A 13659-nucleotide genomic window follows, 5' to 3' on the forward strand; every position below is an offset into this window, starting at 1 on the left:
CAGGCGACTGATGGGTCGCCGATTCACCGCCTTCGCCAGCAAACCGGCTCCTACAGGAATCGTATCAGGCATCGGGGTGTCAAACGCCGCTCTCGGTCAGCTCAGCAAAAACTCGGTCACTCGTAACGTAAACGTCTGGCCCAGCTCAACGCTGGAAAGATGCGCCGCGTAGTAATCCGACAGTTGCGAACCGGGAATATGGTTCTGCAGAAAATGCCCGTCAGCGACCGTTGTCACCGGGTCATGGCTGCCGCAGATGATCAGCGTACTGACCGTGATCGATCCCAACTGCTTGCGAAAATCCGCATCACGCACTGCTGCACAGCAGGCTGCATACCCGACTGGCGACGTCGCCGCCAGCACGTTTGTCACTGCCGTCACCTTATCCGCGTGATCACGGGCGAAATCCGGGGTAAACCAACGCTCTACCGCGCCAGCGCCCAGCTCTTTCATCGCCGCTTCACCGCCCTTCTCGACCGTTTCGATACGGGGCCCCCACGTCTCGGGTCCACCAATCTTTGCCGCCGTGTTGCACAGCACCAGCTTAAGCAACCGCTCACTGGCGTGAATGCCCAGCCACTGACCGATCAGCCCGCCCATCGACAGGCCACAGAAATGCGCACGCTCGATCTTCAAGGCATCGAGCAGGTCGAGCACATCACGGCCCAATTGCTCGATCGAGTAAGGCCCGTGGCTCACCACGGACTGACCATGGCCTCGCGTGTCGTAACGCAGAACCCGAAACGATTTGCTGAAGGAAGCGACCTGCGCATCCCACATATGCAGGTCAGTTCCCAGCGAATTGGACAGGACAAGGACCGGCGCACCTGCGGGTCCCTCGATCTCGTAATGCACCTGACCGCTTTGAAGTTGTACCACTGCCATGACAGCTCCTTAATCGAGCACTTCGCGAGAAAGTCGTTGAAAGAGTATGGACAACGCGCGCCCGCTGAGAGGCGCGCGCAATCCGATCAATGGTCTTCGTGCAAATAATCAGGCTTCTTAGGTAGACGCAGGCTGAACAGGAACGCGATGGCCATCATCCCTGTCACGTACCAGTAGAAGATGTTTTCCGAGCCCATGTTCTTGAAGCTCAGCGCCACGAACTCGGCCGAACCACCGAAGATGGCGTTGGCCACCGCGTAGGCCAGACCCACGCCCAAGGCGCGAACGTGGACCGGGAACATCTCGGCTTTCACCAGGCCGCTGATCGAGGTGTAGAAGCTAACGATGGCCAGCGCGAGGGTGATCAGCACGAAGGCCACGACCGGGCTGGTGGTTGTCTTCAGGGTCATCAGAATCGGTACGGTGCAGATCGTGCCGAGTGCACCGAACCACATCATCGATGCGCGACGACCGATCTTATCGGCCAGCATGCCGAACAGCGGTTGCATGCACATGTAGAAGAACAGCGCGCACGTCATGATGTAACTGGCCGTCTTGGCGTCCATGTGCATCGTGTTCACCAGGTATTTCTGCATGTACGTGGTGAAGGTGTAGAAAATCAGCGAGCCGCCAGCGGTGTAGCCCAGCACGGTAATGAAAGCGCGGGTGTGGTTGCGGAACAGCGCGCTCATGCTGCCAGCGTCCTTGTCCTGACGCACTTCAGCGGTCGTGGTTTCTTTCAACGAACGACGCAGCAGCAGCGAGATCACGGCAGCGATGGCGCCGACCACGAACGGAATCCGCCAGCCGTAGGCTTTCAGCTCATCGGCATTGAGGAATTGCTGCAGGATGACCACAGTCAGCACCGCCAGCAGTTGACCGCCAATCAGGGTCACGTACTGGAACGAGCCGAAGAAACCCCGTTGCCCCCGCAACGCGACTTCACTCATGTAGGTCGCCGTGGTGCCGTATTCGCCACCCACCGACAGGCCCTGAAACAGGCGTGCGACCAGCAGCAGGAACGGCGCCCAGGCACCAATGGCGGCATACGTCGGCAGGCAGGCGATGACCAGCGAGCCACCGCACATCATCAGTACGGAAATCATCATCGAGTTTTTGCGGCCGTGTTTATCGGCGACTCGGCCAAACAGCCAGCCCCCGATAGGACGCATCAGGAAGCCTGCGGCAAATACGCCAGCAGTGTTCAACAGTTGCACGGTGGGATCGTCGGACGGGAAGAAAGCCGGTGCGAAGTAGATCGCGCAGAAGGCGTAGACGTAGAAGTCGAACCATTCAACGAGGTTGCCCGAAGAGGCACCCACGATCGCGAAAATCCGCTTGCTCCTTTCTTCTCCGGTGTAGTGAGTCGTTGTCATTATTGTTTCCCCAATTTTTATAAAGACCAGCCACAAAGCAGGATTCTACGACATAACCTGAAACACTAAGACTTAAGCAGTAACACTTAGACATCACAAGGACAACCGCCCAAGCCGTCGTTTGCCTTTAGTAAAGGCAAACAACGGCTCGGGCGATGGGTTTCAGGCGTGTGTCGCTTATCGTTCTATTGCCAGGGCGAGGCCCTGTCCTACGCCGACGCACATCGTTGCCAGTCCTTTGCTGCCGCCGGTTTTTTCCAATTGATGCAACGCTGTCAGCACCAGACGCGCCCCGCTCATGCCCAACGGATGGCCAAGGGAGATGGCGCCGCCGTTCGGGTTGACCTTGGGTGAGTCGTCTGCAATGCCCAACTCACGCATGACCGCCAAGCCTTGGCTGGCGAACGCCTCGTTGAGTTCGATCACATCGAAATCCGACACCGCCAGCCCCAGACGCTCGACCAGCTTACGCACCGCTGGCACCGGGCCAATGCCCATCACGCGAGGTTCCACGCCCGCGCTGGCCATGCCCAGGACACGCGCCCGCGGTGTCAGGCCGTGCTTCTTGACCGCATCGGCCGAGGCGAGAATCAGTGCCACCGCGCCGTCGTTCAGCCCTGCCGCATTACCCGCTGTGACGGTTTTGCCAGCGCCATTGACGGGCTTGAGTTTGCTCAACGCGTCGAGATTGGTGTCGGCGCGAGGATGTTCGTCTTTGTCGACGACGGTTTCGCCCTTTTTGTGAGCAATGCGTACCGGCACGATTTCTTCGGCAAAAAAACCGCTGGCCTGCGCGGCTGCGGCACGTTGCTGACTGCGCAGCGCAAAGGCGTCCTGATCTTCGCGAGAGACGTTGAAGTCCTCCGCGACGTTGTCACCGGTCTGCGGCATCGTCTCAACGCCGTACTGATCTTTCATTTGCGGGTTGACGAAGCGCCAGCCGAGGGTCGTGTCTTCAAGCTTCTGCCCGCGACCGAATGCTGTTTCAGCCTTGCCCATCACGAACGGCGCGCGCGACATGGACTCAACGCCGCCTGCAATGGCCAGCTCCATTTCGCCGCACGCGATAGCCCGAAACGCCGAACCCACTGCATCCAGCCCCGACGCACACAGACGATTCAACGTGACGCCAGGCACCGAAACCGGCAGGCCCGCCAGTAACGCCGCCATGCGGGCCACATTGCGGTTGTCTTCACCGGCCTGGTTGGCGCAACCGAGGAAAACCTCGTCCAGCGCGTTCCAGTCCACAGAGGGGTTGCGTTCCATCAAGGCTTTGATCGGCAATGCTGCCAGATCGTCGGCGCGGACCGTCGCCAACGCGCCGCCGAAACGGCCAATCGGGGTACGTATCGCGTCGCAGATAAATACGTCACGCATCAGGTTTCTCCACATGCGTCATGATCGGCGCGCAGAGAGGCGCGCAAGTGACGGTCAGGTTATGCCTGAGCATGGAGAAGGGGCAATTCGGTAATCGACTAACCGTTCGATAATCGAACAGTTAAAAGCGGTGCCGAGATCAGGTAAACAGCTGTGTACTCAAATTCCGGCTGGCGTCGAGCATGATGGGGAGGAATTTCTGCTCAAGTTCGTTACGGGTGACCCGCCCGGCGCTGGTACTGACGTTGAGCGCTGCCAGCACTTGACCCGAAGCGTCATAGACAGGCACCGCAATCGAGCGCAAACCCTGCTCCAGCTCTTGATCGACAATGCACCAGCCTTGCTGACGCACTTGTTGAAGACATTCAAGCAACGCTTCAGGGGTGTGCAGCGTGCGGCTGGTCTTGGGCTGAAGGTCCGCGTGATCGAGGTATTCCTGCAGCGAAACGTCGTCCAGCGCGGCCAACAGAATCCTGCCCATTGAGGTGCAATAGGCAGGCAGACGCCCTCCCACGGCCAAGTCCACGGAGATGAGACGCTGGGTCGTCGCCGAACGCGCGATATAGAGAATGTCATCACCTTCAAGGGTCGCCATGTTGCAGGCCTCATGCAACTGGCTGCTCATCTTGTCGAGATACGGCTGCGAAGAGACAGCCAGCGGCGTAGAGGATAGATAGGCATGACCCAGGGTCAACACCTTTGGCAGCAGCGAATAGGTTCGGCCATCGGTGGTTGCGTATCCCAACTTGATCAGCGTGTGCAAACAGCGCCTGACGGCAGCACGGGGAATCTCGGTGCGATGACTGATCTGGGCTATCGTCAGGTGGCGTTTGCGCTCTTGAAAGGCATGAATCACAGCCAGCCCACGGGCCAGCGAGGTCATGAAATCCGGATCACCTGTGAAGGCCTGAATGCGCTTGGCCGGTGACGCCACGATTGGCGGGGCCAGCGAAGCAAAGGAATTGCGCAGTTGATCGTTCATCTTCACACCGTTCGTCGTGGCCTTGCAGGCCTTCTATAGCGCCACTCTCGCCTCTTTTGTGTGCAACGGCAAGGGCGGTTTGGGCGATTATCGAACGACTGACCGATAATCGCAATTGACCACTGGCCCCGTTGCTTATACCTTTCACACGCCACCATGTGGCTTCTTGGAAATACTGGTCAGGTACCCACTGAGAAGTCCCAGGCACGGCCTTGCTACCCGCAAGGCCGTTTTTATCTTCGCCCTGTCCCTCTCGCGTTCAATTGTAAGCATCCGAATACAATTGCTTTTATCGGCGCCTGCGCATTGTCATGGAATTACGTCGTCAGAATTCTGTCTCAAGCGTTCGCTTTTATGCTTAGCAAAGTTACCCATACATTTGCTGGCAAGAACTTCGGAACCTTCGTACGCAAAAACAGTATTTATCCTCTCTTATTGAATTACAGCGCCCTCCACCGTTGACTCTTGTGATCTTCTTGGAGATAGTAACGGCAATTGACGTGCTATAACGCCAAGGCGTGGGTGACGTCCGCAGCCCCATCGGGCGTGGATCCAATCAACACGCCGCTCGCACTACCCGAGTGCAGCGCCGGCGATAGACAGGCCAGAAGCCTGGTCAATTCGCCAGCCGACTGGCACCACCCAAAAATGAATGTCGCTACGACAGTTTTTCGTTCTGGTGTGCGTAGCCGCAGGTGGCGGAAGTGCTTAATACTTTCGTTGAAAGCTGATCGCGACCGTTTGCCCGTCACCGATCGGCCCATGACGTTCAACACTTCCGGACACTGCGTTAACGCCAGAATCAAACTTGACACCCTCAGGTAATAACGTGACCAAAGATGAACTGCGCGCAGAACTAGAGCGCCAGGAACAACGTTACAAGGAAGTATACGGTGGTGAAGTGACCACTTACGCCGCCCAACCCGAGCCGGAACGCAAGCCATGGCGCAAGCGCGCCAGCTTGCTTGATCAGGCGTTCAAGCAAGAACTTCAGAAGATGGAAAGCGAGCTCAAGGAAGAACCTTGAACCGTTCCTTTGGGCACGCTTCTTGACGAGGTGATGCCTGATCACCCAGTTGATGGTTCCCCGTTTGGGCTTAGGTTGTAGCGAGTGCCGTGCATCTCGCTTCCTGACAGGAAGTCAACGGGGGTGGCTGGACAGAATTTTCGTTGCAGGTTGCTACCAGTTGGCAGCGCGCCTATCGATATGTTTTTTTTCTGTCATAATCCCGCCCCCTTAATACCGGGTCAGAAAACCTTCCATGATCGATTTATTCAGCGGACTGGATGCCTGGGTGATTGTGAGCCTGCTGCTCGCTCTGGCGTTTGTCCTCACCTTCGAGTTCATCAATGGCTTTCACGACACCGCCAACGCGGTGGCGACAGTCATTTACACGAAGGCCATGCCGCCTCATCTGGCCGTGTTCTTCTCGGGTGTATTCAACTTTCTCGGAGTCCTTCTGGGCGGCGTCGGCGTGGCTTATGCCATCGTCCACCTGCTCCCGGTTGAGTTGCTGATCAACGTCAACACCGGCCATGGCCTGGCCATGGTGTTTTCGCTGCTGGCAGCGGCGATTACCTGGAACCTCGGAACCTGGTATTTCGGTATTCCTGCATCCAGCTCCCACACGCTGATCGGCTCGATTCTCGGCGTGGGTCTGGCCAACGCGCTGATCAACCACATCCCGCTGGGCGAAGGCGTTAACTGGCAGAAGGCGATCGACATTGGCGCCTCGCTGGTGTTCTCGCCGCTGATGGGTTTCATCGTCGCAGCCTTGGTGCTGATCGGTCTGAAAGCGTGGCGTCCGTTGTCGAAAATGCACAAGACGCCAGAACAGCGCCGCACCGTCGATGACAAAAAGCATCCGCCGTTCTGGAACCGTCTGGTATTGGTGATTTCGGCCATGGCTGTGAGCTTCGTGCACGGCTCCAACGACGGCCAGAAAGGCATCGGCCTGATCATGCTAGTGCTGATCGGTATCGTCCCTGCCCAATTCGTCCTGGACCTGAGCACGACCACTTACCAGATCGAACGCACTCGCGACGCCACCTTGCACCTGAGCCAGTTCTATCAGCGCAACAATGCGACCCTGGGCGAGTACCTCGCACTGGGCAAGTCGACCTCGGGCGATCTGCCGGAGCGCTTCAGCTGCAATCCGGAGCAAACCGAGCCGACCATCGACGCGCTGCTGAACACCCTTAAAGGCGTGACCGACTATCACAGCCTGGCCCCTGAGCACCGCATCGAAGTCCGCCGTTATCTGCTGTGCCTTGACGACACCGCGCGCAAGGTCGGCAAACTTCCAGCGCTCGACGCCCGTGAAAAATCCGATCTGGAAAAACTGCGCAAGGACCTGACCACCACCACGGAATACGCCCCGTTCTGGGTGATTCTGGCCGTGGCACTGGCGTTGGGTATCGGCACCATGGTCGGCTGGAAACGCGTGGTACTGACCATAGGTGAGAAGATCGGCAAACAGGGCATGACTTACGCCCAAGGCATGTCAGCTCAGATCACCACCGCCAGCGCCATTGCCCTGGCCAACGTGTTCAGTCTGCCCGTCTCGACTACACACATTCTGTCGTCCGGTGTGGCCGGGACCATGGTGGCGAACAAGAGCGGCCTGCAAGGTGGCACCGTTCGCAACATTCTGCTGGCTTGGGTGCTGACCCTGCCCGCCACCGTCGCGCTGTCGGCGGGCCTGTTCTGGCTAGCGTCCAAGGCGCTGGCGTGACCAGGACTTGATAGAAATGAAAATGCCCACTCCCACAGTGGGCATTTCGTTTTCTGCAGTGACCTAAATGCTTAACGCCGTTTCTTGCTTCCACCCAGCAACGACCCCATCAAGCCGCGCACCAACTCCCGGCCGATCTGATTCGCAGCCTGTCGCATCGCGCTCTTGACCGCCTGCCCCGCCAATCCCCCCAGAAACCCGCCCGCCATGTCCGCAAATCCGCCTTCCGACTTTTCCTCGGTCGCAGCGGGATGCGCCGGATCGACCGCAGGCCCCTTGCGGGCCAGTAACATCTCATAGGCAGACTCACGATCCACTGGCTTGTCATAGCGTCCGGCCAGCGGCGACTGAGCGATCAGCCCTGCCCGCTCCGACTCGGTCAACGGGCCGATTCTCGATTGCGGTGGCGCCACCAGCACCCGTCTGACGATCTCCGGCGTGCCTTTTTCCTGCAACGTCCCGACCAACGCTTCGCCAATGCCCAGTTCAGTGAGCACCGTCAACGCGTCGAACTCGGGATTGGGTCGAAACCCGTCAGCCACCGCCTTGAGGGATTTCTGCTCCTTGCTGGTGAATGCTCGAAGGCCGTGCTGAATGCGCAAACCGAGCTGCGCCAGGATGGTGTCCGGCAGATCCCCCGGCGACTGTGTGACGAAATACACGCCCACCCCTTTGGAGCGAATTAACCGCACCACCTGCTCAAGTCGGTCTTGCAAGGCTTTGGGCGTGTCCGCGAACAACAAGTGCGCCTCGTCGAAAAACAGGGCCAGCAAAGGCTTATCGGCATCGCCACGTTCCGGAAGTTGCTCGAACAATTCGGCCAGCAGCCATAACAGAAACGTCGCGTACACCTTTGGCGCCTCGTGCACCAAACGGCTGGCGTCCAGCAAATGAATGCGCCCTCGCCCATCACTTGCTGGCTGCAGGATGTCTTCCAATTGCAAAGCGGGCTCGCCGAACAAAGCTTCGGCACCCTGTTGTTCCAGCACGGCCAACCGACGCAACAGCGCCTGGCTGGAGCCGGTGGTCATCAACGCACTGTCTTCGCCCAGCGCTGCCGGTTGTTCACGCAGGTAATTGAGCAGCGCCTTGAGGTCTTTGATATCCAGGAGCAACAAGCCCTCTCTGTCAGCCACCTTGAACGCTGCGTACAGGGCCGATTGCTGGCTGTCAGTCAGCTCAAGCAGACTTCCGAGCAGCAGCGGGCCCATTTCAGACAGCGTCGTGCGCAGAGGATGACCCGACTGCCCCTGTACATCCCACAGCGTGACGGGGTATGCCCGAGGTGAGTGGTTCAACCACGGCATACCGGCGATGCGTTCGGCGATCTTGCCCTGAGGATTGCCCGCCGCCCCCAGGCCGCACAGGTCGCCTTTGATATCGGCCGCGAACACGGCCACGCCTGCATCACTGAACGCTTCTGCCAAGCGCTGCAACGTCACGGTCTTCCCGGTGCCCGTCGCGCCCGCCACCAGCCCATGACGATTGGCCAGACGCAACGCCTGCCCAATGGGCTGACCGTCCAGCCCGGCGCCGATAAGAATGTCTTGAGAATCCGGCATGTCTTCACCCAGAGATCGCATTGTTTATGTGCAGAGAAACCGAGGCGACGCACTCGACTCTTCTGCATCGAAGATTGCCAACCCGAGTCGGCCCCTTCACTCTAGTTCACCCAACGAGGCCATCGGTGCTCACCGAACACCCGCCTGTGCGAGCGGTCAATCCAGGACGAAAAATGGAGGATACGCCCAAGATGCTCAATGCAGCCCGACCCGACGCCAAGGCGCGCGCTCTTAGGCTATCCCTTTTGCGCAGCCATTTTGTGCGACGCTCCGGCAGGTTCTGCGCGTGAAGCGACTCTTTTGGCTGGCAGCCGTGCTGGTCCTCGCCCTGCTGATTCCGCTGTTCATGGGCGGCATGGACATGTTCCATCGCTTGCGCAACTTCCCGCTCCCTCTGTTTCTGGCGATGTTCGGCATGGTGCTGGTGGGTTGGTGCGCGAACACCATGCGCTTACGTTTGTTGCTCGGCGAGAGCGCCAACGGGTTGGGGATGCGCAAGAGTCTGGGCGTGGTCATGGCCACCGAATTCGCCTACAGCGCCACGCCGGGTGGCAGCGGCGCACCGCTCACCCTCGTAGCGTTGCTGTCACGCTGCGGCATTGGCCCGGCCAAAAGTACGGCAGCCTTTGCCACCGACCAGCTCAATGACCTGGTGTTTTTTCTGCTCGCCCTGATCGGCATCCTCATCTATGCGGTGTTCCACAAACTCAGTGAAAATCTGGAATGGATGCTCATCGCCAGCGCCCTGCTGATCGGGGCCGGGCTGTGTGTCTGTGCAGGATTCGCTCGATATCACCGCCGGATCATTTTGTTCAACGGCAGATTGCTCAAGCGCCTCAAACGCAAGAACGCTTCGCGCATCCGTTGGGCCCGCAAGCTCCTGCATTTTCGCGACGCGCTGGCCGAAACCTGGAAGATGCCTCATCGCGTGCTGTTCAAGGTATTCCTGCTGACGTGCGTGCATTGGGGATTGCGCTATAGCGTGCTGTACCTGGCGTTGCTCGGGCTCGGCGTGGACATCGACTGGGCCTGGACGTTTCTGGTCCAGATGCTGTCGTTGAGCGCGGGGCAATTCAGCCTCTCGCCGGGTGGCGCCGGGGCGGCGGAATTAACGTCAGCGGCGTTGTTAGCGCCCATGGTGGGAAAATCGACCGCAGCAGCGGCGATTCTGATCTGGCGAATCGTGACCTATTACTTTTATCTCGTCGCAGGCGGTCCGGTTTTCTTGCTGATGGTCGGCAAGCCGTTGCTCATGAAACTATTGCGGATCAAGACGCCTTGATTCGTCTTCGGCGTCGGGCTTGACCTGCTCCCAGAGTTGCTCAGCGCCCTCGAACTCGGTGCCGTCATCAGGCGACAAGGCGTCGGGGTCATAGCGACTGAGGCAGCCTTCGCCAAGCGTCGGTGGGGCTTTGGAGGTGGCTTTGTCGAGTGGATTGACCATTGCAGCAACCCCTCAGGGTTCGGGGGATGGATTCTGTGGGGGCGAATTCATCGCGAAAAATCTTCCAGACGATAGAGATGTATCGCCCTGGCAGACTCCTCGCGAATGATTTCGCTCCCTCACAGAGTAGCGCCGTTCGAGTTTAGTCAAACACCACAGTCTTGTTGTCGTGCACCAGCACGCGGTCTTCCAGGTGAGCGCGCAAGCCGCGGGCCAACACCATCTTTTCCACGTCACGGCCGAAACGCACCATGTTCTCGATGCTGTCGCGGTGGGTGACACGCACGACGTCCTGCTCGATGATCGGGCCCGCGTCCAGCTCTTCGGTCACATAGTGGCACGTCGCACCAATCAGCTTCACACCGCGCAGCGATGCCTGGTGATAAGGCTTGGCGCCCACGAACGATGGCAGGAAGCTGTGATGAATGTTAATCACCTGATGCGCATACTCGCGGCACAGTTGCGGCGGCAGAATCTGCATGTAGCGCGCCAGGACCACGACATCGGCGTCGTGCTGTTTGACCAGACGCGAAACTTCGGCGAACGCTGGCTCCTTGTCTTTTGGGTCCACTGGCACGTGGTAATAAGGGATGTCGTGCCACTCGACCATGCTGCGCAGGTCCTGATGGTTGGAGATCACGCAGGCGATCTCGCAGTCCAGTTCGTCGCTGTGCCAACGGTGCAGCAGGTCGGCCAGGCAATGGGATTCACGGCTCGCCATGAGTACGACGCGCTTCTTTTGGTCCGAATCGGTGATGCGCCAGTCCATGCCAAATTCTTCGGCGATAGGCGTGAACGCTTCACGGAAACCTTCCAGATCGAACGGCAAGGTATCGGCACGGATTTCATGGCGCATGAAAAACCAGCCGCTGAGGTTGTCAGAGTGATGACTTGCTTCGGTAATCCAGCCGTTGTAGGTCGCCAGAAAGTTACTGACTTTGGCAACGATACCGACACGGTCCGGGCAAGCAATCACCAGACGAAAAGTGCGCATGAGGGGAAACTCCAGAACTTCGCAAAGGCGGCTATTCTAGCGATTACCCGCCCGCTGTGCAGCAGCCTCCTTGCACTGATTTCACAGCCCCCGAAACCCATGCCGATCAGCGGTAATGGGTAGCTGTTCCTGCGCTGCACAGCCCGACACGAAACTCGGCGTCAATAAACCTACTAAATAGCCCCGGTATTTTACGCTACCTCTCCACGACACTTGTTTGATGGTCGCCTGCATGTGAGTGGGCTATTTCAAAATGCGACAGATAAAACATTTCTTAAATGTTTACTTGCGCAAATACTGTGACTATTATTGCGTCATTACACCCTGCCCATCACCACACAGGTAGCCCTCATGTCCCTGATCAACGAATACCGCGCAACAGAAGAAGCCATCAAAGAACTGCAAGCTCGTCTGCAAAATCTGCAACAGGACGACAAACTGCAAAAGGAACTTGAGTTCGAAGGCAAACTGCGCACCCTGATGGGCGAATATCAAAAATCCCTGCGCGACATCATCGCGTTGCTGGATCCAGATTCCAAGTTGAAAGCCCCACGTGGCGGCGCCGCAGTCAAAACTACCGGCACCAAGCGTGCGCGCAAGGTCAAGCAATACAAGAACCCGCATAACGGCGAAATCATCGAAACCAAAGGTGGCAACCACAAGACGCTGAAAGAGTGGAAAGCCAAGTGGGGCGGTGACGAGGTTGAAAGCTGGGCAACTCTGCTGGGCTAATAGCTCGCGTATTGCAACAGCCGTTGTGCAGTGATGTGCGACCCAAAAACGCCAGCGAAAGCTGGCGTTTTTTATGGCAGGTTTTTTATCTCAACCGCGCACTCAGATTCCCAGGCGGTGCTTGAGTTGTATCGAATAATCCTGCCACTCGGACAGTACCTTGAGCTGCTCCGGCGATGCTTTCAACGACAGCTCTATCAACGCCTTGGTAAAGGCTTTCAGGGTATTGGGCGCCCCTGCCTGGGGATTGATGAGACGCTCCTGGCAAAACCCCAGCCAGCGCTGCTGTTCGGTGACCGTCAGGGTTTCAGCAAAGTTGCGAGCCCGGTAGCGAAATAACAACTCGGGAAGTCGCGGATCATCGAAGGGCCACGGGTCGCTCGCTAGTTGTTGTGGCTCTGCCATGCGAACCTGTTCACAAAGACGGCGATCCCTGTCGTTAATAAATCCATCATATAACTGTTGTTCCGGGTCTTCGCTGACAGCGAAATCATCACTGGCATAAACCTCTTTCAACTTTTCCAGCCAGATCGCCTGACCTTCGTTCAGCTGATGAACGCGCTCTTTGTAGACGCTCAGATCGATGTGCAGGCGCTGACGGTCTTCCTCACGCAAGACACTCAATGGCGCGACTACCGGGCATTTGTTTATATGCAGTAGTTTAAGAGGAACCGGAAATTGCCCCTCCAGTAAATCCTCGCGACGGGTATATAAACGCTGACGCAGGGTCTGTGCGTCTTCGTCCAGTAATGGGCGGTGATCGTGAAACAGGTCACAGACAATCAGCGCGTTGCGGTTGATGGGGTGCCACGCCAACGGGAGCACTACACCCAGGTAACTACGCGCCGCCGAAAAACGTCCCGATATATGCACCAGCGGTTGCAGCAAACGAACCTGCTCCTGGACCTTGTGTTTACTGCGCAACTGAAAAAGATAGTCGTAAAGCTTGGGTTGCTTGTCACGGATGAGCCGCGCCAGTGCAAGGGTGGCACGAACATCGGAAAGCGCGTCGTGAGCCTGCCCGTGGTCGATACCATTTGCAGCGGTCAGCCGCTCAAGTTTGAGCGTGACGCGTCCTTCCTCTTCCGGCCAGACAATGCCCTCCGGACGCAACGCATAGGCCGTGCGCACGACATCGATCAGATCCCAACGGCTATTGCCCCCCTGCCACTCCCGACCATAGGGGTCGAAAAAGTTACGGTACAGGCTGTAGCGCGTCATTTCGTCGTCGAACCGCAAGGTGTTATAGCCAGCACCGCACGTACCCGGCAGCGACAGTTCGGCATGCACGCGGGTCATGAAGTCGGCCTCACACAAACCCTTTTCCGCCAGACGCGCCGGTGTGATGCCCGTGACCAGACATGCAGCCGGGTGCGGAAGGATGTCATCGCTGGGCTGACAGTAAAGATTGACCGGCTCGGATATCTCGTTGAGTTGATCGTCCGTGCGAATCCCCGCCACCTGGAGCGGCCGGTCGTTGCGCGGATTGATGCCGGTGGTTTCGTAGTCGTACCAGAAAATGCTGGAAGTCACGGGCTGATCCTGAGCAGAAGACCGGCGAAGTCTACCAGA

12 protein-coding genes are annotated in these 13659 nt (G+C 58.1%); 4 read left to right on the plus strand and 8 right to left on the minus strand.

The features are described 5' to 3' along the window. Positions 1 to 96: 96 nt before the first annotated feature. From pcaD to pcaR, 4 genes are all read right to left on the minus strand, one after another. The gene (pcaD, locus tag ACWKWE_RS08885) at positions 97 to 885 is read right to left on the minus strand and encodes a 3-oxoadipate enol-lactonase (RefSeq protein WP_483850298.1); all 789 of its coding nucleotides are present in this window, start codon (positions 883 to 885) and stop codon (positions 97 to 99) included. An 86-nt stretch (positions 886 to 971) separates the two neighbouring features. Then, positions 972 to 2261 carry an MFS family transporter gene (locus ACWKWE_RS08890; protein ID WP_166596559.1) on the minus strand — a complete coding sequence of 430 codons (1290 nt, stop codon included), beginning with the start codon at positions 2259 to 2261 and terminating at the stop codon, positions 972 to 974. Positions 2262 to 2438: 177 nt separating this feature from the next. Further along, complete coding sequence (gene pcaF, locus ACWKWE_RS08895; protein WP_178115743.1) at positions 2439 to 3641, minus strand: 3-oxoadipyl-CoA thiolase; 1203 nt, start codon at positions 3639 to 3641, stop codon at positions 2439 to 2441. Between the two features lie 136 nt (positions 3642 to 3777). After that, complete coding sequence (gene pcaR, locus ACWKWE_RS08900) at positions 3778 to 4620, minus strand: pca regulon transcriptional regulator PcaR (protein WP_166596557.1); 843 nt, start codon at positions 4618 to 4620, stop codon at positions 3778 to 3780. Positions 4621 to 5449: 829 nt separating this feature from the next. Here pcaR and ACWKWE_RS08905 point away from each other — a divergent pair. Both ACWKWE_RS08905 and ACWKWE_RS08910 read left to right on the plus strand, forming a co-directional pair. Then, a complete protein-coding gene (locus ACWKWE_RS08905; RefSeq protein ID WP_081567915.1) occupies positions 5450 to 5647 on the plus strand; it encodes a hypothetical protein in 198 nt (65 codons plus the stop codon). Between the two features lie 235 nt (positions 5648 to 5882). Then, the gene (locus tag ACWKWE_RS08910) at positions 5883 to 7355 is read left to right on the plus strand and encodes an inorganic phosphate transporter (protein ID WP_341962399.1); all 1473 of its coding nucleotides are present in this window, start codon (positions 5883 to 5885) and stop codon (positions 7353 to 7355) included. Between the two features lie 71 nt (positions 7356 to 7426). Here the strand turns inward: ACWKWE_RS08910 and ACWKWE_RS08915 are convergent, their stop codons facing one another. Next, entirely contained in the window at positions 7427 to 8917 is a 1491-nt protein-coding gene (locus ACWKWE_RS08915) for a helicase HerA-like domain-containing protein (RefSeq protein WP_166596555.1), read from the minus strand. 286 nt (positions 8918 to 9203) lie between these two features. On the opposite strand from ACWKWE_RS08915, the gene gpgF reads away from it, so the two are divergent. Then, the gene (gene gpgF / locus ACWKWE_RS08920; protein ID WP_166596554.1) at positions 9204 to 10199 is read left to right on the plus strand and encodes a glucosaminyl phosphatidylglycerol flippase; all 996 of its coding nucleotides are present in this window, start codon (positions 9204 to 9206) and stop codon (positions 10197 to 10199) included. On the opposite strand, the gene ACWKWE_RS08925 is transcribed toward gpgF, so the two are convergent. Both ACWKWE_RS08925 and purU read right to left on the minus strand, forming a co-directional pair. Further along, complete coding sequence (locus ACWKWE_RS08925; RefSeq protein WP_166596553.1) at positions 10176 to 10361, minus strand: hypothetical protein; 186 nt, start codon at positions 10359 to 10361, stop codon at positions 10176 to 10178. The two genes, gpgF and ACWKWE_RS08925, sit on opposite strands and share 24 nt — an antisense overlap. Before the next feature lie 142 nt (positions 10362 to 10503). Next, complete coding sequence (gene purU / locus ACWKWE_RS08930; protein WP_166596552.1) at positions 10504 to 11355, minus strand: formyltetrahydrofolate deformylase; 852 nt, start codon at positions 11353 to 11355, stop codon at positions 10504 to 10506. A gap of 351 nt (positions 11356 to 11706) precedes the next feature. Between purU and mvaT the strand changes: the two genes are divergently transcribed. After that, positions 11707 to 12087 carry a histone-like nucleoid-structuring protein MvaT gene (gene mvaT, locus ACWKWE_RS08935; protein ID WP_296180015.1) on the plus strand — a complete coding sequence of 127 codons (381 nt, stop codon included), beginning with the start codon at positions 11707 to 11709 and terminating at the stop codon, positions 12085 to 12087. A gap of 102 nt (positions 12088 to 12189) precedes the next feature. Here mvaT and sbcB read toward each other — a convergent pair whose 3' ends face one another. Beyond that, complete coding sequence (sbcB, locus tag ACWKWE_RS08940) at positions 12190 to 13620, minus strand: exodeoxyribonuclease I (protein ID WP_483850299.1); 1431 nt, start codon at positions 13618 to 13620, stop codon at positions 12190 to 12192. Positions 13621 to 13659: the final 39 nt, after the last annotated feature.

The organism is Pseudomonas salicis (genome assembly GCF_057128705.1).

Coding starts and splice junctions, on each gene's coding strand:
- pcaD (WP_483850298.1), bottom strand. CDS start 885: ATGGCAGTGGTACAACTTCAAAGCGGTCAGGTGCATTACGAGATCGAG.
- ACWKWE_RS08890 (WP_166596559.1), bottom strand. CDS start 2,261: ATGACAACGACTCACTACACCGGAGAAGAAAGGAGCAAGCGGATTTTC.
- pcaR (WP_166596557.1), bottom strand. CDS start 4,620: ATGAACGATCAACTGCGCAATTCCTTTGCTTCGCTGGCCCCGCCAATC.
- ACWKWE_RS08910 (WP_341962399.1), top strand. CDS start 5,883: ATGATCGATTTATTCAGCGGACTGGATGCCTGGGTGATTGTGAGCCTG.
- ACWKWE_RS08915 (WP_166596555.1), bottom strand. CDS start 8,917: ATGCCGGATTCTCAAGACATTCTTATCGGCGCCGGGCTGGACGGTCAG.
- ACWKWE_RS08925 (WP_166596553.1), bottom strand. CDS start 10,361: ATGGTCAATCCACTCGACAAAGCCACCTCCAAAGCCCCACCGACGCTT.
- purU (WP_166596552.1), bottom strand. CDS start 11,355: ATGCGCACTTTTCGTCTGGTGATTGCTTGCCCGGACCGTGTCGGTATC.
- mvaT (WP_296180015.1), top strand. CDS start 11,707: ATGTCCCTGATCAACGAATACCGCGCAACAGAAGAAGCCATCAAAGAA.